19 protein-coding genes are annotated in these 18,327 nt (G+C 67.9%); 12 read left to right on the forward strand and 7 right to left on the reverse strand.

Going from position 1 to position 18,327, the window contains the following annotated elements; translation table 11 throughout:
• Positions 1-28: 28 nt before the first annotated feature.
• Positions 29-457, reverse strand: a complete 429-nt coding sequence (locus N536_RS0117455; RefSeq protein ID WP_051574569.1) for a cobalamin B12-binding domain-containing protein — start codon at positions 455-457, stop codon at positions 29-31.
• On the reverse strand, positions 457-2,034 hold the full coding sequence (locus N536_RS0117460; protein WP_029114777.1) for a methylmalonyl-CoA mutase family protein: 1,578 nt from the start codon (positions 2,032-2,034) through the stop codon (positions 457-459). Before N536_RS0117460 ends, N536_RS0117455 begins: the two co-directional genes overlap by 1 nt.
• 219 nt (positions 2,035-2,253) lie before the next feature.
• On the opposite strand from N536_RS0117460, the gene N536_RS0117465 reads away from it, so the two are divergent.
• From N536_RS0117465 to N536_RS0117485, 5 genes are read left to right on the forward strand one after another with little or no spacing between them, the layout of a single operon-like run.
• Entirely contained in the window at positions 2,254-3,090 is an 837-nt protein-coding gene (locus N536_RS0117465) for an NAD(P)-dependent oxidoreductase (protein WP_029114778.1), read from the forward strand.
• The gene (locus N536_RS0117470; RefSeq protein WP_029114779.1) at positions 3,087-4,598 is read left to right on the forward strand and encodes a class I adenylate-forming enzyme family protein; all 1,512 of its coding nucleotides are present in this window, start codon (positions 3,087-3,089) and stop codon (positions 4,596-4,598) included. The genes N536_RS0117465 and N536_RS0117470 overlap by 4 nt, the downstream gene beginning before the upstream one ends.
• Entirely contained in the window at positions 4,595-4,897 is a 303-nt protein-coding gene (locus N536_RS0117475; protein ID WP_029114780.1) for a hypothetical protein, read from the forward strand. The genes N536_RS0117470 and N536_RS0117475 overlap by 4 nt, the downstream gene beginning before the upstream one ends.
• A 19-nt stretch (positions 4,898-4,916) precedes the next feature.
• Positions 4,917-5,456 carry a putative immunity protein gene (locus N536_RS0117480; protein ID WP_155948629.1) on the forward strand — a complete coding sequence of 180 codons (540 nt, stop codon included), beginning with the start codon at positions 4,917-4,919 and terminating at the stop codon, positions 5,454-5,456.
• Positions 5,457-5,485: 29 nt separating this feature from the next.
• Positions 5,486-6,073 carry a TetR/AcrR family transcriptional regulator gene (locus tag N536_RS0117485; RefSeq protein ID WP_051574571.1) on the forward strand — a complete coding sequence of 196 codons (588 nt, stop codon included), beginning with the start codon at positions 5,486-5,488 and terminating at the stop codon, positions 6,071-6,073.
• Between the two features lie 2 nt (positions 6,074-6,075).
• Here N536_RS0117485 and N536_RS0117490 read toward each other — a convergent pair whose 3' ends face one another.
• Positions 6,076-6,684: a maleylpyruvate isomerase family mycothiol-dependent enzyme gene (locus N536_RS0117490; RefSeq protein ID WP_029114783.1), complete on the reverse strand. Its 609-nt coding sequence runs from the start codon at positions 6,682-6,684 to the stop codon at positions 6,076-6,078.
• Between the two features lie 61 nt (positions 6,685-6,745).
• A complete protein-coding gene (locus N536_RS0117495; RefSeq protein WP_036436683.1) occupies positions 6,746-7,708 on the reverse strand; it encodes a substrate-binding domain-containing protein in 963 nt (320 codons plus the stop codon).
• Between the two features lie 129 nt (positions 7,709-7,837).
• Here N536_RS0117495 and N536_RS0117500 point away from each other — a divergent pair, with 129 nt between their 5' ends.
• Together N536_RS0117500 and N536_RS0117505 are read left to right on the forward strand one after the other, a co-directional pair.
• A complete protein-coding gene (locus tag N536_RS0117500) occupies positions 7,838-8,998 on the forward strand; it encodes an NAD(P)/FAD-dependent oxidoreductase (RefSeq protein ID WP_029114785.1) in 1,161 nt (386 codons plus the stop codon).
• Entirely contained in the window at positions 8,995-9,888 is an 894-nt protein-coding gene (locus N536_RS0117505; protein WP_029114786.1) for an RNA polymerase sigma-70 factor, read from the forward strand. The genes N536_RS0117500 and N536_RS0117505 overlap by 4 nt, the downstream gene beginning before the upstream one ends.
• A 24-nt stretch (positions 9,889-9,912) precedes the next feature.
• On the opposite strand, the gene N536_RS0117510 is transcribed toward N536_RS0117505, so the two are convergent.
• The 3 genes from N536_RS0117510 to N536_RS0117520 form a co-directional block, all read right to left on the reverse strand.
• Entirely contained in the window at positions 9,913-10,269 is a 357-nt protein-coding gene (locus tag N536_RS0117510) for a hypothetical protein (RefSeq protein ID WP_029114787.1), read from the reverse strand.
• Between the two features lie 5 nt (positions 10,270-10,274).
• A complete protein-coding gene (gene proS, locus N536_RS0117515; RefSeq protein WP_029114788.1) occupies positions 10,275-11,681 on the reverse strand; it encodes a proline--tRNA ligase in 1,407 nt (468 codons plus the stop codon).
• Between the two features lie 61 nt (positions 11,682-11,742).
• Positions 11,743-12,534 (reverse strand): FadR/GntR family transcriptional regulator, encoded by a 792-nt coding sequence (locus N536_RS0117520; RefSeq protein ID WP_029114789.1) that lies wholly within the window; start codon positions 12,532-12,534, stop codon positions 11,743-11,745.
• Positions 12,535-12,592: 58 nt separating this feature from the next.
• Here N536_RS0117520 and N536_RS0117525 point away from each other — a divergent pair, with 58 nt between their 5' ends.
• The 5 genes from N536_RS0117525 (at position 12,593) to N536_RS0117545 (ending at position 18,315) form a co-directional block, all read left to right on the forward strand.
• Entirely contained in the window at positions 12,593-13,723 is a 1,131-nt protein-coding gene (locus N536_RS0117525) for an acyl-CoA dehydrogenase family protein (protein WP_197040168.1), read from the forward strand.
• On the forward strand, positions 13,720-14,658 hold the full coding sequence (locus N536_RS0117530) for an acyl-CoA dehydrogenase family protein (protein WP_029114791.1): 939 nt from the start codon (positions 13,720-13,722) through the stop codon (positions 14,656-14,658). Before N536_RS0117525 ends, N536_RS0117530 begins: the two co-directional genes overlap by 4 nt.
• A complete protein-coding gene (locus N536_RS0117535; RefSeq protein ID WP_029114792.1) occupies positions 14,655-15,848 on the forward strand; it encodes an acyl-CoA dehydrogenase family protein in 1,194 nt (397 codons plus the stop codon). The genes N536_RS0117530 and N536_RS0117535 overlap by 4 nt, the downstream gene beginning before the upstream one ends.
• Positions 15,845-16,858, forward strand: a complete 1,014-nt coding sequence (locus N536_RS0117540) for an acyl-CoA dehydrogenase family protein (RefSeq protein WP_029114793.1) — start codon at positions 15,845-15,847, stop codon at positions 16,856-16,858. The genes N536_RS0117535 and N536_RS0117540 overlap by 4 nt, the downstream gene beginning before the upstream one ends.
• Positions 16,859-16,947: 89 nt before the next feature.
• Positions 16,948-18,315, forward strand: coding sequence for an IS30 family transposase (locus tag N536_RS0117545; RefSeq protein ID WP_029114794.1), 1,368 nt, complete (start codon positions 16,948-16,950; stop codon positions 18,313-18,315).
• The last annotated feature ends 12 nt before the right edge of the window (positions 18,316-18,327 follow it).

The raw sequence follows: 18,327 nt of genomic DNA on the forward strand, positions 1-18,327 counted from the left end.
CTGCCCGCAGTGTCGGCGAAGCGTCTCGTCACTCCGTCACCCGCTCCGACGTAAGCGCGCGAACGCCGGTGACCAGGTCCTCGAGGGAGGTTCCGGTCGGAAACACCGCTGCCGCACCCGCGTCCAACAGCTTCTGGACGTCGGCTTGCGGGATGGTGCCACCGACGACCACGGCGATATCGCCCGCGTCGGCAGCACGCAACGCCTCGACGACGCGGCCGGTGAGCGCGACGTGCGCACCCGACAGGATCGAGAGGCCTACCAGGCTGACGTCTTCCTGCAGCGCGATCGACACGATGTCCTCGATCCGTTGCCGAATGCCGGTGTAGATCACCTCGAAGCCGGCGTCGCGCAGGGTGCGGGCGACGATCTTCGCCCCGCGGTCATGCCCGTCCAGTCCCGGTTTGGCGACCAATACCCGGGCCGGGTTCGGTTGGGATACAGAGGAATTACTCATCAGAAAACCACCGGTTGCTGGAATTCGCCCCACACGGCCTTGAGCGCGGACACCATCTCGCCGACGGTGCAGTACGCGTTCGCGCAGTCGATCAGGCGATGCATGAGGTTGTCGGTGCCCTCCGCCGACCGCGACAGCGCGGCCAAAGTGTCCTTGACCGCGACGTCATCGCGCTCGGCCTTGACCTTCGCCAGCCGCTTGAGTTGCAGGTCGCGACCCTCGGCGTCGAGCTCGTAGGTGTCGATGTCCGGCGGCGGCTCCTCGGCGACGAACCGGTTGACCCCGACCACGGGACGCTCACCCGACTCGACCTCCTTGTGAATCTTGAACGCCTCGTCGGCGATCAGACCCTGCAGGTAACCGTCTTCGATGGAACGCACCATGCCGCCGTGCTTTTCGAGGTCGTCCATGATCTCGATGATCTTGGCCTCGGTGGCGTCGGTGAGCGCCTCGACGAAGTAGGACCCACCCAGCGGGTCGGCCACCTTCGTCACGCCCGTCTCGTAGGCCAGGATCTGTTGCGTGCGCAGCGCCAGCGTGGCCGACTCCTCACTGGGGAGGGCGAACGGCTCGTCCCACGCGGCGGTGAACATCGACTGCACGCCACCGAGTACCGCGGCCATCGCCTCATACGCCACCCGCACCAGGTTGTTCTGCGCCTGCGGCGCATACAGCGACGCACCGCCCGCGACACAACCGAACCGGAACATCGACGCCTTGTCGGTGGTGGCGCCGTAGCGCTCGCGCACGATGGTCGCCCACCGCCGTCGCCCGGCCCGGTACTTGGCGATCTCCTCGAAGAAGTCGCCGTGCGTGTAGAAGAAGAACGAGATCTGCGGCGCGAACTTGTCGATGGTCATCCGACCGCGCTCGACGACGGTGTCGCAGTAGGTGACACCGTCGGCCAGCGTGAACGCCATCTCCTGCACGGCATTGGCGCCCGCATCGCGGAAGTGCGCACCCGCCACCGAGATCGCGTTGAACCGCGGCACCTCGGCCGCGCAGAACTCGATGGTGTCGGCGATCAGGCGCAGCGACGGTTCGGGCGGCCAGATCCAAGTACCGCGCGACGCGTACTCCTTGAGGATGTCGTTCTGGATGGTGCCGGTGAGCTTCTCGCGCGGCACGCCCTTCTTCTCGGCGGCGGCGACGTAGAGCGCCAGCAGGATGGCCGCGGTGCCGTTGATCGTGAAGCTGGTGCTGATCTGATCCAGCGGGATGCCGTCGAACAACACCTCGGCATCGGCCAACGTGTCCACCGCCACCCCGACCCGGCCGACCTCCTCGCCGAACTCGGCATCGTCGGAGTCATAGCCACACTGCGTGGGCAGATCCAACGCCACCGACAATCCAGTGCCGCCCTGATCCAGCAGGTAGCGATACCGGCGGTTCGACTCCTCGGCAGTGCCGAAGCCCGAATACTGACGGAACGTCCACGTCTTGCCGCGGTATCCGGACGCGAAGTTGCCCCGCGTGAAGGGGTACTCGCCGGGCGCGGGAGGGTCGGCCGCGCGCTCGGTGGGCCCGTAGACGGGCTCGAGCGGGATGCCCGACGGGGTTTCAAACTGCTCACTCATCGAGGGATAACGTACTTGCAAAAAATGAGAATGCCAATACCGCAGGGCGGAAACATGACGGGGGCAAGTTGTCCCATGGCACGTCAGGGCATGGATGGGCGCGCGCGTCGTTCCCCCTGAACAGGGCGCTCGAAGAATGTGCGAGCATGAGACTTGCATAAAATGAGAATGTCCCTCCCCTTCGACTACGATCGGGACATACGTGACCTGAGGAGGTTCATGTCCAGCGATCCGCAATCCCTCGCCGACCGCACGCTGGTGGTGTCCGGCGGTAGCCGCGGCATCGGCCTGGCGATCGCGCTCGGCGCCGCCAAGCTCGGCGCCAACGTCGTCCTGCTCGCGAAGACCAGCGAGCCGCACCCGAAGCTGCCCGGCACCGTGCACACCGCGGTGGCCGACGTCGAGGCCGCCGGCGGCAAGGGCCTCGCCGTCGTCGGTGACGTGCGCAAGGAAGAGGACGTGCAACGCGCAGTCGACGCGGCCGTGGAGCACTTCGGCGGCGTCGACATCGTCGTCAACAACGCCAGTGCGATCGCGACCGAACCGACCGAGCAGCTGTCGGCGAAGAAGTTCGACCTGATGATGGACATCAACGTGCGTGGCACGTTCCTGCTCACCAAGGCCGCCCTGCCGCACCTGCGCACGTCGGCGAACGCGCACGTGATGACCTTGGCGCCGCCGCTGAACATGAACCCGTACTGGCTCGGCGCGCACCCGTCGTACACGCTGTCGAAGTACGGCATGACGCTGCTGTCGCTGGGCTGGGCCGCCGAATATGCCGACGCCGGAATTGGTTTCAGCTGCCTGTGGCCGCAGACCTACATCGCCACCTCCGCGGTGAGCAACCTGGCAGGCGGCGACGCGCTGGTGCAGGCGTCGCGCAGCCCGGACATCATGGCCGACGCCGCGGTCGCGATCCTGACCAAACCGGCCGCCGAGGCCAACGGCCAATGCTTCATCGACGCCGACGTCCTCACCGCATCCGGAGTCACCGACCTGTCCCGCTACGGCGGTGGCGACGACCCGATGTGGGATATCTTCCTGGACAAGACATGAGTATCTCGCTACTGCTGGAGATGGCGTCCTCGGCCAACGGGGACCGCACGGCCGTCGTCTCCGATGACCTCCGGCTCACCGCCGAGGAATTGAGCACGCTGGCCGACGGGGGAGCCGGCGTGATCACCTCCTCGGGAGCTCGGCACGTCGTCTACGTCGGCACGGGCGGCGCGATGTTGCCGCTGCTGCTGTTCGCCGCGGCACGCGCCGCGGTGCCGGTGACGCCGCTGAACTACCGGCTGTCCGTCGACGGCCTGCGCGCGCTGATCGACCGCCTGCCCGACCCGCTGGTCGTCGTCGACGACGAGTACCGCGACGCAGTGGGCCAGGGCTACCGGGTGACCGGCTCAGGCGAGTTCGTCGAGGCGGCCCGCACTGCCGAGCCCGCCGCGGAGTTCGCCGACCCCGACGCGGTCGCCGTGGTGCTGTTCACGTCGGGCACCACGTCGCGCCCCAAGGCCGTCGAACTCACCCACAACAACCTCACCAGCTACGTCACCGGCACCGTCGAATTCGACTCCGCCAGCCCCGGTGACGCCGCACTGATCTGCGTGCCGCCCTACCACATCGCCGGTGTCAGCGCGGCGCTCTCGAACCTCTACTCGGGCCGAAAGATGGTGTACCTGCGCCACTTCGACGCCAGCGAGTGGGTCCGGCTGGTCGGCGCCGAGGGCGTCACGTCGGCCACCGTGGTGCCGACCATGCTCGACCGCATCGTCACCTTTCTCGAGGCGGAGAACACCACGTTGCCCAGCCTTCGCACGCTCGCCTACGGCGGTTCCAAGGTGGCGGCGCCGCTCGTGCGCAAGGCGCTCTCGCTGCTGCCCGAGGTCGGGTTCGTCAACGCCTACGGGCTCACGGAGACCAGCTCCACCATCGCCGTGCTCACTCCCGACGACCACCGCGCCGCGCTCGTGGCGGCCGACGACGCGGTCGCGCGCCGGCTCGGCTCTGTCGGTCAGCCGGTGCCCGGCATCGAGGTGCAGATCCGCGCCGACGATGGCACCGTGCTCGACGCGGGCGAGACCGGCGAGCTGTTCGTCCGTGGCGAGCAGGTGTCGGGCCGCTACACCGACATCGGCTCGGTGCTCGACGCCGAAGGCTGGTTTCCCACCAAGGACGTCGCGTCGCTCGATGCGGACGGCTACCTGTTCATCGGCGGCCGCTCCGACGACACCATCATCCGCGGCGGCGAGAACATCGCACCGGCCGAGATCGAGGACGTCCTCGTCGAGCACGCGCACGTGCGTGACTGCGCGGTCGTCGGCGCCGACGATCCCGAATGGGGCCAGATCATCGTCGCGGTCGTGGTGCCAACTGCCGGCATCGATCCGGATCCCGACGAACTGCGCGAACATGTGCGCGGGCAGCTGCGCGGTTCCCGAACGCCCGACCGGGTGGTGTTCCGCGACGAACTGCCCACCAACGCAACCGGCAAGGTGCTGCGCCGCGAACTCGTCGCAGAACTGAACGCCCAACAGACCGCCGCCACCAAGGAGTCAGCATGATCAAGAACGGCACCCGCCTGCAGAGCCAGGTGTGCGACACCCAGGTCATCGTCGTGCGCAGCGCTGACAGCCTCGACGATCTGCGCGCCGGTGGAGCACCGATGGTGCCGATCGGTGGCGACGTCACCGCGGGTCTGGAACTCGATCCGGCGCTGTCCGACGGCAACCTGATGGGCAAGCGGTACGTCGACGACGCCGGTGCCGAGGTCCTGGTGACCAAGGCCGGCAAGGGCACGCTGAGCATCGGTTCCACGCCGCTGACCACCAAGGAAGCGAAGCCGCTGCCCGCCAGCGACTGACGCAGGGACTTGCCTGACAATCGTCACCGTGGCGGACGACATCGTTCTCAGCACAGAGGATCTGCGTAGCGTCGCCGGCTACGCCGCGGAGTGCGCGCAGGAAGCGCTGGAGATCTTCGAGGATGCGCGTCCTGCGGACTCCCGAGCTCGCGACGCGATCGACGCGGCATGGGCCTTCGCCCGGGGCGGCAAGCGCGGGAAGGCGTTGCGCGACACCGCGTGGGCGGCGCTGCGGGCGGCCAAGGAAACCGACATCCCGGCCGTGGGCGACGCAGCACGTGCGGCGATGGCCGCGGCGGGCACCGCCTACCTACATCCGCTCGCCGACACTCATCAGGTCAAGCACATTCTGGGTGCGCCCGCGCACGCGGCGCGAGCAGCGGAACTCGCTGCGGGCGACGATCCGAATGTCGGCGCGGATTCCATCGAGCGGGCTCGCGGGCGAGCGACACCAGCCGTCGTCGACGTGCTGAGCCGCTACCCCGCCGCCCCGTCCGGCGGCGGACGCGTCGGGGAGCTGATGCGCAGTCTGGACGAGGCGCTGCGCGGCCGTTCCTGACCATCTAGCCGAGCGGCTACGCTCGGTGCGTGCGTCCCGCCCTCCCCGACGCCGACGGCCGGTTGACGCCCGTCGCGCACAGTGCCGCGCAGCTGCGCATCGTCAAGGCCGCCCACGAGTTGTTCGGCCAGCATGGTGTGAGTGGCACGTCGCTGCAGATGATCGCCGATGCCATCGGCGTCACGAAAGCCGCTGTCTACCACCAATTCAAGAGCAAGGACGAGGTCGTCCTCGCCGTCACCGCCACCGAGCTCGTCGAACTGCAGGATGCGCTGGACGTCGCGGAAGCGCAGAGTGGTCCGTCGGCGCGCGAGGCGTTGTTGGAGCGGGTGGTGGACATCGCCGTCGAACGACGCCACCTGGCCAGCCTGCTGCAGTTCGATCCGGTGGTCGTGCGCGTGCTGGCCGATCACGAACCGTTTCGACGGTTCATCGAGCGGTTGTACCGCGTGCTGCTTGGCGAGGGCGCCGGCGTCGAGGCCCGGGTGAACGCGGCGATCCTGTCGGGCGCGTTGAGCGCGGCCGTCGTGCATCCCCTCGTCGAGGACGTCGACGACGAGACGCTGAAGGCCCGGGTGCTGGCCGTGACGCGGCGCATCCTCGACCTGCCTGCCTAGCGCTAGGCAGTAATCCGGTCGGCGAGGATCGCGACGCCGTCTCCGGTCAGTTCGTCGAGCACGGCCGCTCGTCCCACGATGGCCATCGCCACCGCCTCACCGCAGCCGCGGACCTCGGGGCCCGCACCGGTCGTCCAGTCCAGGTCCGTCGCAGTGAGCTTGAGCCCCTTGGTGATCCGCCGCGGATGGGCGAAACGGTTCGGCTGCCGCAGCGCGTGAAGCAGGCGTGCCGGTTCGATGGTCCGTGGCCTCCCCAGCGGGCGACGGATGTCCTGATGATGGACGACGAGGTCGGCAAGGATGCCAGCCGACATCGTCCGGCTGATCCAGCCACCGCCGAGCGTGGACTCGAGACCGGCGAGCAGATCCGACGTCGGAAGGTACCTCGCCTCGTCGACGTAGTACTGGTTGATGCGATCAGGGTGCCGGTATTTCGCGGCCACCCACAGATACCGTGGGATCGAAACGTTGTCCCAGAGCAAGTGCGCCACCACATCTCGAACCCGCCAGCCTTCGCAGAGCGACGGCACCAGCCACTCGTCCGCGGAGAGCGTGCGCAGGAACTCGAGTAGCTCCGTACGTTCGGCGGCAATCATGTCCCGCAGGTCCACGACACTCCCCCAACACCGAACTGACGTACGGGCGTTCAGGTTACCCGCGAGCGCGATCGGGTCAGCGGGTGCCGCGCTCGGCGAGGTCGGCGACGGTGTCGATGTTGGTCTCGTCGACGAACGAGGGACCAGTCAACGTGGGCACACCACCGCCAATCACGTTGCCGTTGGTCAAGTACAGCCACAGCGAGTCGACTGCCAGGTAGCCCTGCAGGAACGGTTGTTGGTCGATGGCCCAGTCGATCATCCCGTTCTTGATGGCGTCGACGACCGCGGAGCTGGTGTCGAACGTGTCGACCCTGGCATAGCTGTTCGCCTCGGCTACCGCCTCGAGCGCGGCCGTTGCCGGCTGCGCGCCCAGCGTGAGGACCCGGTCGATGGCGAAGTCCTGGTGCAATTTCTGGATCACCGCGGCCATGACGGTCGGCTTGTCCACCCCATTCACGTAGAGCTTTTGCGTGTTGCCGCTGAACTTCCTTGCCACGCCTTCGCATCGTGCTTCGAGCCCGACGTGGCCGGGTTCGTGAATGATGCACAGCACGTTGTGCGCTCCTTCGTCGGTAAAACGTTCACCGACCGCTTCGCCGGCGATCAGCTCGTCTTGCCCGAAGAACGCCAGCACTCCCATGGCCTTCCAGTCCGTGATCCCGGCGTTCAACGCAACGACGGGAATCTTGGCGGTCTTGGCCGCTTGAATCGCCGGTGCCATGGCAACCGGATCGGCGAGGGTGACGGCGATTGCGTCGACCTTGTCGTCGACCGCCGTGCGAACGAGGTTGGCCTGCCCCGCTGGGTCGGGGTCGTGCGAGTACCGCAGGTCGACGTCGTCCTTGGCGGCTGCGGCTTCTGCGCCCCTGCGGACCAGATCCCAGAAGTTGTCGCCGGGCGCCTGATGCGTCACGAATGCGACGGCGACGCGGGGAACGTCCGCAGTGGGACTGGTCGAGGCGGTGTCGCTGCCACTGCCACACCCCGCCAGGGCCGCGACGAGCACTGCGGTGCAGGTGATCGCTCCGAACTTCATGGCCACCTCCTACCCCGCTACCAAGACAATCGTCGCAGGTAAACGCCGTGAAGTGTCGGGATGTCACAAATCGGCCCGCTGCATGCGTCTGGTGTGTGTCCACTTCGAACGAACGCGAAAGGCAGCACGATGAAGGAGATCTTGATTCTCGGCGGCGGATACTCCGGTATGGCGGCGACCACGAGCCTGGTGGGCCGCCTCAAGGGCCGCGACGACGTTCACGTCACGCTGGTCAATCCGTCTACTCGGTTCGCCGAGCGGCTGCGACTGCATCAGACCGCGTCCGGTCAGACGCTGCCGGACCTGCAAATTCCCGATCGGCTCGCCGGCACCGGCGTGGACTTCGTCCAGGGCTGGGTGACGGGAATCGACGCTTCGGCCCAGACCGTGCGCATCGATGACGCCCACACGCTGCGCTACGACACCCTGATCTATGCGCTCGGCAGCGTCGCCGATGCCGACGTCGTGCCGGGCGTCGATGAGTTCGCCTACACCCTGAACACCGCGCAGGACGCGACGCTGCTGGCCGATCACCTGAATCGGATGTCCGACGGCACCGTCGTCGTGGCGGGCGGCGGACTGACCGGCATCGAGTCGGCGGCCGAGATCGCCGAGCAGCATCCCGACCTGGACGTGGTCCTGCTCAGCCGCCAGGTCCCCGGCTCGATGATGGGCGAACGGGCGCGGGCCCGGCTGCACGCGGGATTGGATCGCCTTGGCGTGCAGGTGCGCGCCGGCGTCGACATCGTCAAGGTCATGGGCGACGGGGTGGCCCTCGCCGACGGCCAGGTGGTTGCGGCACAGGCGGTGCTCTGGACGACGGGGGTGCGGGTGTCGCCACTGGCGGCCACGGCCGGCTTGCAGGTCGACGATCGCGGCCGCATCGTCACCGACGAGTCACTGCGGTCGGTGTCTCACTTGAACGTCTACGCGGTGGGTGACGCGGCGGCGATCCGGCAGGGCTACGGCGTGATACACGGCACCTGCCAGAGCGGCATCCCGACCGCGCTGCACGCGGCGGCGTCCATCGTGCGGGTGCTGAACGGCAAGCAGCCCAAGGCGTTCCGCTTCGGCTACATCCACCAGCCGGTGAGCCTGGGACGCAACGACGCCGTCATCCAGTTCACCCACGCCGACGACAGTGCCGGACGGCTGTACTTGGCCGGACGGTTGGCCGTCGCGTACAAAGAGACGGTGAGCGCCAGCCCGTGGACGACCTACCGTCTGCTCAAGGCCATACCCGCGCTGGGAGCGGCGATGTGGCGGCGCGGCGGCCGGTCGACGCGATGAGCGCCGATCAGCAGACGTTCGCCGACTACCGGAAGCTGTTGTTCTCGATCGCCTATCGGATCCTCGGCTCGGCCGCAGACGCCGAAGACGTGGTCCAGGACGCGTGGTTCAAGTGGTCGGCGGACGACCGCTCACAGGTCGCCGACCCGAAGGCGTACCTCGCCAGGGTCGTGTCGAACCTGTCGATGGATCGGCTGCGATCGACTCGGCGTCAGCGGGAAACCTATGTGGGCCCGTGGCTTCCGGAGCCGATTCTCACCGAGCCCGATTCCGCCGACCACGTGGAAACCGCCGAGTCGGTATCGATCGCCATGCTCGTCGTTCTGGAGACCCTCAGTCCACTCGAGCGGGCCGTGTTCGTGCTCAAGGAGGTGTTCGACTTCAGCTACGCCGAAATCGGTGAAGCCGTCGAGCGTTCCGAGTCCGCGGTCCGCCAGGCCGGGCATCGCGCCCGTGAACACGTTCGGGCGAGGCGACCGCGATTCGAAGCCGACCGCGCCAAGAAGCAGGAGGCCACCGAGCGATTCTTCGCCGCCGTCGCCGGCGGTGACATCAACGAGCTCATGGACATGCTCGCACCGGAGGTCACGCTATGGACCGACGGCGGCGGCAAGGTTCGCCAGGCGATGCGTCCGATCATCGGCGTGGCGAACGTGGCCAAGTGGATCGCCGGCACGATCAAACGCCCCTACGAGGGCGTCGAAATCGGCGACATGACAGCGGAAGTGGTCGACATCAACGGCGGCCCGGGCATCGTGTTGCGCGGCGCCGGCCGCATCATCGCCACCCTGACCGTCGACCTCGATGCCGACGGGCGGATCAGCACCGTGCACAACGTGGCGAATCCGGACAAGCTGCACGCCGTCGCCGACGGCGTGAAACGCATGTAGCTCTCGTTTGGTTACAGCCCACGATCACTGGCCGTACGAGTACCGCAGGTTGGCGTTGATGAGCTCGCCGATGCGCTTGCGCATGTGCCCGATGAGACTCGCGTCGGGAAGCGGCTCGTCGACGTAGAGCGTCCACCGCAGATCGGTGCCACCGTCCCCCGCGACGAGATCGAACTGCAGGCGCGCATCGGGCCGCTTCACCCACAGCGACGACCAGACCACGCGGTCGGGTCGGACGGATTCGATGATGGTTGGCTCGATTTCGTCGTCGAGAAGACGAAGCCAAGGGCGCACGGGTTGACGATGCGGATCGCAGAGGTCGTCGAAGACGGCCCACGGCGGCGCGGGCTGATTGCGCATGCGCGAGCCGATCTGCTCCATGCGCGTCAGTACGCCCGCGCGACGTAGGCGAGCGCACCACCGTCGTCCTCGGTCTCGGGCAGCGATCCGTCGGGCATCTGCAGGCATCGCACGGTGAGGCCGCTCGTCGCGAGGTCTTGCTCTCCAGAAGCGCCGACCAGCTCCCACGGCACGCGGGCGACGCCCGTCTGCGCCACCTCGCGCGCCTGATCCAGCGTCGTGCAGTCGGTGATCATCGCGTCACGGCGTGCCGTCGCCGCGTCGAGCAAGTCGGACTGGATTCGACCGACCAGCCGTTGCACCTCGTCGACGACGTCGTCCAGACGGGTCGTGGACTTCTCGCGAGTGTCCCTGCGGTACAGCAGGGCCGCGTTCTCGGCGAGGTCGCGTGGGCCGAGCTCCACCCGGATAGGCACGCCCTGCAGATCCCAGTCGGTGGCCCGCCGGCCGAAGCCCTGAGCGAGGTTGTCTTCCAACCGAACCCGCGCACCACGCACCTTCAGTTCGTCGACCAACGTCGATGCGGCGCGGGTGACCGATCCGTCGGTGTCCTTCACCACCACGACGGCGACCTGGATCGGTGCGAGCGCGGGCGGGAGTACGAGCCCGAAGTCGTCGCCGTGGCACATGATCAGTCCGCCGAGCATGCGCGTCGACGCGCCCCAGGACGTGGTCCAACACAACTCGGCGGAACCCTCCGCGCTGGAGTAGCTGATGTCGAAGGCGCGGCTGAACCTCTGGCCGAGTTCGTGCGACGTGCCCATCTGCAGCGCCTTGCCGTCGCGCATGATGCCTTCGCACGTCATGGTGTTCTCGGCGCCGGCGAATCGCTCCCGCGTGGTCTTGCGGCCGACGATCACCGGCATGGCGAGCACGTTTCGCATGAAGTCCTGGTAGACGTCGTGCAGGATGCCGCGGGCATACTCCCGCGCGTCGGCTTCCGTTGCGTGCGCGGTGTGGCCCTCCTGCCAGAGAAACTCGGTGGTGCGCAGGAAGATTCGCGGCCGCATTTCCCAGCGGACCACGTTGGACCATTGATTGAGGAGCAGCGGAAGGTCGCGGTAGCTGTCGACCCACTTCGCCATGTACTCGCCGATGACCGCCTCGCTGGTGGGCCGGATGGCCAGCGACTCGGCTAGTTCCTTGCCGCCGCCATGCGTGACGACGGCGAGTTCGGGGCTGAAGCCCTCGACGTGCTCGGCCTCCCGCTCGAAGAAGCTCATCGGGATCAGCAGCGGGAAGTAGGCGTTCTGGGCGCCGGCGTGCTTGATCCGCGCGTCGACCTCCGCCTGCATCCGCTCCCAGACCGCATAGCCATTGGGGCGGATCACCATGGTTCCGCGCGCCGGACCGTTCTCGGCCAGCTTCGCCTTGGTCAGCACGTCTTGGTACCACCGCGGAAAGTCGTCACCTTGCGGCGTCAGCACCGACATCTCGTTGTCCTCCCGTCCAGAAGGAACAATCGTACGGAGGCCTTCTGTGACCTAGGCGGGTTTAAAACGCCGCGCCGGCCCGCCACGATCGGGCAGGCGTCGCGTTGACGACGTCGCCGGTGAACCGTTCGAGGACCACGGCCTGAGTGGCAGCGAGATGTCGACGCGCGATGCGTTGCGCTTCGTCTGCGCGGCCCGCCGCGATTTCGTCGACCAGCCTGCGGTGTGTCCGGACTGCACCACGCGCTTCGGCAGCCGACGGGTACTCCCCTCGCTTGGCGAGTGCCGCCGCCCACTGCTGCTCCTGCGCCGACCACAGCGCAACGAGGCTGCGCACCACGTACCTGACCGTGTCGTTGGGCGTGAAGGCGACGACGAGGTCGTGGAATTCGCGCGCGATGCGGGTGAAGGCGACACCGTCGGACACGGCGTCGGCGGAGGCATCGACGTTGGCGGTCAGGGCGGGCACCACGGCCGTCATCCGGTCGGGACGGCGCGCGACCTCGGCGGCGCAGTGCGGTTCGAGTTGCAGCAGGCCTTGCGCGAGGTCGCCGAGCGTGACGCCCGCGCCCTGCAGCACCAGGCCCAGGTGGTAGGCGGCCGAGGACTGATCCGGCCGGTGCACCTCCGCGCCGCCGACGCTGCCGCGCCGCACGGTGACCAGGCCTTCCGTCTCCAGGATGCGCAGTGCTTCGCGCACCGACGGATAGCTGACGCCGAACTCGTGGACTAACTGATCCTGTGTCGGCAACCGATCCATCGCGGGGCCGACCAGGATGCGCTGACGCAGTTCGGCCGCGACGGTTTCGGCGATGCGCTGCTGCGGAGTCCGCCCGCGAGGCACCGAAGTCACCGGGCAATACTAGCAATCCTTATAAGTATTGTCATACGATCACGGAGTGGACTTCGAGATGAGTCGCGAAGCCACGGCGCTACGCCACGAACTTCGCGACCTGGTGAAAACGCACGTGCCCGACGACTTCCTGGGCGCGTTCACCCATGACCCCGCCGACCTCGAGACCGCACAGGCGTTTTGCCGGCTGCTCGCCGACCGCGGCCTGCTGTGCATGTCCTGGCCGCCAGAGTTCGGCGGACAGGGATCGTCGATGTGGGAACAGACCGTGGTGCGCGAGGAGATGTGGGCCCATCACGAGCCCCGCGGCGCGCAGTACATGAGCGTCAACTGGGTCGGACCGACGCTGATGCGGTACGGCACCGCCGAGCAACAGCGCAAGCACCTGCCGCCGATCGCGCGGGGCGAGGTGATCTGGTGTCAGGGGTTCAGCGAGCCCGAAGCCGGTTCCGACCTCGCGTCACTGCGGACGACGGCCACGCGCGAAGGCGAGGGCTGGCGCATCAACGGCCAGAAGATCTGGACGTCGTACGCCACCATGGCGCAGTGGTGCTTCCTGCTGACCCGCACGACGCGCGGTGACAAGAAGCAACGGGGCCTGACGATCTTCCTGGTACCGATGTCGGATCCCGCGATCACCGTCCGTCCGATCGGCACCATGCTGGGGCCGCATCACCTCAACGAGGTGTTCTTCGACGACCTGCGCGTGACGGAGGCCGACGTGCTCGGCACGGTCGACGACGGCTGGTCGATCGTCGGCGACGTGCTGGCGTTCGAGCGGGTCGGCATCGCCCGCTATGCACGCTGCGAGCGGCTGCTTCAGTTGGCGCCCGCGGCACTCGGCGACCGGTGGGACGAGCTGCCCGCCGAACTGCGCGGCCGCTGGGCCCGAATGTTGACGCACTGCCGGCGCGCCCGGCTGCTCGCCTACCGGTTGGTGGCATTGCAGGGCAGCGGCAAGGTCACGCCGACCGACTCGGCGGCCTACCGGATCGCAGTCACGAAGCTCGACCAGGACAGCGCAGAGGTGTTGATGGAGATAGTTGCCGCGGCGGATGATGACGCGGCGCAAGTGTTCCGCGCCGAGGTCGAGGACCACTGGCGCTACTCGCAGGCGTCGACCGTCTCGTCGGGAAGCATCGAGATGCAACGCATCCTGCTGTCGCGGTCGCTGTTGGCGGCGCGATGATCATCGACCTCAGCGACGAAGCGGCCGAGTTCGGCCGCCAAGCACTTCGGGCCTTCGACGCGGCAGGCGGCGACCTTCTGGTGCAGCGTGCCGAAGCCGACCCGTCGACCCGCGATGCGTTGGTCGGCCCGGTCCTCGCCGAACTCGGCGCCTGGGACCTCGAGCCCCGCGACGACGCCGACTCGCTGGAAGCCGCGGCAGCGCTGTGCCGAAGCGCGGGCTACTGGGCACTGCCCTACCCGGTGGCGGAGCGGCTGGCCCGGCCACGCGATCTCGACGTCGACGGCTTGGTCGTGGTCGCCGAGCGCCGGCCCACCGCGCCCATCTCGGGCCTAGGGGGTCGTTGGGCTGCCGTGACATTGGATGGTCATCGCCATCGGATCACCGGCACGTCGGCGGCTGGCCCCGCCTTCGTCGCGGGTGTGGAACTGGCGCCGCTGGACGTCGATGGCGCGAAGGACATCGCGCTGGCCCTGGTGCTGCCGTGTTGGACGCTGCTCGGAATGCTCGATCGCGCACTGGAACTCACCATCGCACACGTGCGGCTGCGGCAGCAGTTCGGGCAGCCGCTGTCGGCGTTTCAGGGCGTGCAGTTCCAACTGACCGACGGCGAGGTGGAACGGGCCGGGCTGGAGATGCTCGCCAAGTACACGCTGTGGAGCGTCGGAGCGGGCCGTCCCGAAGCAGTGGACGACGCGCTGGCGCTGCGGATGGCCGCGCTCGAGGCCGCCGACGTCGTCTTCCGCGTCACCCACCAGCTGCACGGCGCCGTCGGGTTCTGCGACGAGACCACGCTGTCCTGGCTGTCGCGCTACAGCCAACCCTTGCGACGGCTGCCGCTCGGCTTGTCGGCCACCCGCGACCTGCTCACCTCCCGGATCGACCGACGCGGCCTGGTCGGGCTGTACAGCCCCGACCCGGAAGTCGCGCAATGACGTCCGATCTCGATGCGTTCCGAGCGCACGTGCGCCAGTGGTGCGCCGAGCACGTGCCCGCCGACTGGCGGGCGACGCAAACCAACGTCGGCGACGACGAGTTCGTCGCCTTCCAGAAGGCATGGTTCGCGGAGTTGCATTCGGCGGGTTTCGCCGTTCCGCACTGGCCCGAGCAGTGGGGCGGCGGCATGGCGGTCGGCGAACAGATCGTGCTGTATCAAGAGTTAGCCGCGCACGACGCGCCGCGACTGGTGTTGGCGTTCGTAGGAATTCACCACGCCGCGTCGACGCTTCTGGTCGCGGGCACGGAAGCGCAGCGACAACGGCATCTGCCCGCCATCCTCGACGGGGAGATCTGGGTGCAGGGCTTCTCCGAGCCCGAGGCCGGCTCCGATCTGGCGAGCCTGCGCACGTCGGCCCGCCGCGACGGCGAGAATTTCATCGTCAACGGCCAGAAGCTGTGGGCCAGCGGCGGCAAGCACGCCGACTGGTGCCTACTGCTGGCGCGCACCGACCCGGATGCCCCGAAACGCCACGGCATTTCGTACTTCCTGATGGACATGGCGTCGCCCCGCATCGACGTCCGCCCGATCCGCAACGCCGTCGGCGACTCCCACTTCTGCGAGGTCTTCCTCAACGACGTCGTGATACCGGCGGGGAACCTCGTCGGCGCCGAGAACGCGGGTTGGCAAGTGGCACAGGCAACCCTGGGCGCCGAGCGCGGCATGACGATGCTGGAACTGGCCGAGCGGCTCGGCAACGCGGGGTTCCGGTGGCTCGTGGAGGAGTGCGCGCGGATGCGGCCGGACGGCTCGCGTCCGCTCGACGATTCGTCGGTGCGGGACTCGTTGGCGCGGTTCGAGACCGAGATCAGCGGGCTGCGCGGGTTGTGCCGTGACGTCGTCGATGGCCACGACACCGGCTCCAGCGGGCCTGCCGACGCGTCGATCGTGAAGTTGTTCTACAGCGAACTGCTGCAGCGGATGACTGACTTCGGTACCGAGATCAGCGGCCTGGAGGCACACACCGTGTTGGCCAAGCCGATGTCGAGTGGCTGGGAGTCAGGGGCGTGGATGCTCGACTTCATCGGGTCGTGGGAGTGGACGATTCCCGGTGGGGCGAGCGAGATTCAGCGCACGATCATCGGTGAGCGCGGCCTCGGCTTGCCGCGAGAGCCGGTGACCTCGTGACGTCCGACTTCGCCGAGATCCATGACGAGCTGCGCGCGGTGGCACGTGAGCTACTTGGCAAGGCGGGCGCCGACGTCGACGGGCGTCAGATCGCCGACGCCGGGTGGCTCGGGTTGGAAATTCCCGAGTCGCTGGGCGGCGCGGGCGCCTCGTTCGTCGAGACGGCGCTCATCCTGGAGGAGCTCGGCCGCGCCGCGGCGACCAGCCGCTACCTGGGCACGGTCCTCGCGGTAGGTGCCTTGAGGGCGGTGGCGCCCAATGAGTCTCGCGATGCCTTGCTGTCGGATGTCGGCGCGGGTACCACGACGGCCGCCCTGGTGACCGGCCCGTTCCAGCTCGACCACACCGCGGGCGGTATCCGACTGACGGGCCGCGCGGAGTTCGTGCCTGACGCCGTCGACGCCGACCGCCTGCTCGTGGTGGCCGACGACGGTGGCGTCGCGGTGCTCGTCGACGCCGCCGGGCTCACCGTCACCGCGCAGCCCGTACTCGACCAGACCCGCCGGTTGGCCGTCGTCCACGCCGATGGCGACGCCGTCGATGAAACCGCGCTGTGGCCTGTCGACGACGCCGCCGCTGCCCAACTGCATGACCGCGCCGCCGTCGCGATTGCCTGCGACAGCCTCGGAGTGAGCGAGGCGATGCTCGCCGCGACCGTCGACTATGCCGCGGTGCGACACCAGTTCGGGCGACCGATCGGTTCGTTCCAGGCGGTGAAGCATGCGTGCGCCGACATGCTGGTTCGGATTTCGGTGGCGCGGCAACTGGTCGGTGCCGCGGTGGCGGAGTTGGCCGACGGCGCCGACGCATCGGTGGCGGCGTCGATGGCCAAGTCGTATGCGTGCAGCGCCGCGGTGGACGTCGTCGGCAAGGCCATGCAGTTGCATGGCGGCATCGGCTACACCTGGGAGAGCGGCGTGCACGTGTACCTCAAGCGCGCCGCGCTGAACCGGTCGCTATTCGGCTCCCCCGCGTGGCATCGGCGTCGCCTCGCGGCGCGCTACGGGTAGCTGGCCGCGAGACTGCGCTCACGCAAGTCCTCTCTCGCTCAGACTCAAGTGGTCGCTGCAACACCTAACGAGTTCGAAGGTGTTGTTCGATGGCGTTTCGCAAGCAGGGCTGCAAACAGGTACCGGAGTCTGCCCATGGTGTTTTCCTGGACGCGTTGAAGTCGGGGTTGTCGCGGTCGGCGGCTGCCACAGTGGCCGGGGTCTGTCACTCCACGGGTAACAAGTGGGCGAACGCGGCCGGGGTGGCGGCGAACTTCAAGCATCGGGGTGTTCGGTATCCGGCAGCGGTTCGTGACGCGTTCTGGGAGGCAATGCATTCTGGCGCGTCGCCGTTGCAGGCGGCGGCGCTGGCCGGCGTGTCGGAGGTCACGGGCCAGTATTGGGTGAACAAGGCTGGGTATGTGCCCAGAACCCCTGCACCTGCCGATATCGAGCCCGATCCGTCACCGCCAAGGGGGCCGATGTCGTTCATCGAGCGCTGCCGGTTGGAGCAGCTGCTGGAGACGGGGCACCGGCCGGCGCACGCCGCCGGGTTGTTGGGGCGCCACAGGGACACGATTCGCCGCGAGATGGGCCGTGGGCGGACCGTGTCGGGATACCGGGCACGGGTGAGTCAAGACGCCGCCGAGGCCAACCTCACGCGACCCAAACCGCGCAAACTCGACACGACTGCGGCGCTGTTGGCCGAGGTGGTGGCACGCTTGAAGCAGCGGCATAGTCCCCAGCAGATCGCCGGCCGGCTGCGCGAGGAGTTCCCCGAGGATCCGGAGATGTGGGTGTCACACGAGACGATCTATCAGACCATGTACGTCCAGCCGCGCGGGGAGTTGGCTCGGCTGGTCAAGACCGCGCTACGCACCGGCCGCACTCAACGAAAGGCGCAGGGACGCAAGGAAACTGGCCAAGGTCACCTCAAAGACATGATCAACATCAGTGAACGGCCCAAGGAGGCCGATGACCGCGCGATCCCCGGACACTGGGAAGGCGACCTGATCATCGGCAAGAACCAGGCATCTCAGATCGGAACCCTAGTCGAGCGGGCCACCGGATTCCTGATGCTGCTGCACCTACCCGAGGACCGCACCGCAGCCACCACGGCCGACGCCATGTCGGCCAAAATCCCCGAAATCCCCGAAATCCTGCGCCGCTCACTGACCTGGGATCAAGGCGGCGAGATGGCAGCACACGCCAAGATCACCAAGGCCACCGGCCTGCCGATCTACTTCTGCGACCCCCACAGCCCCTGGCAGCGCGGCAGCAACGAGAACACCAACGGACTGCTGCGCCAGTACTTCCCCAAAGGCACCGACCTATCCTTCTACGGCCCCGGCTGGCTCGACCAGGTCGCCGCCGAACTCAACGCCCGACCCCGCAAACGCCACAACTGGCGCACCCCCGCCGAAGAACTCGACCGACTACTCTCAGATCCGTCCACATTCGTTGCAGCCACCACTTGAATCCAAGTCGCA

It is taken from the genome of Mycobacterium sp. URHB0044, from assembly GCF_000620625.1.
Taxonomy (GTDB): Bacteria; Actinomycetota; Actinomycetes; order Mycobacteriales; family Mycobacteriaceae; genus Mycobacterium.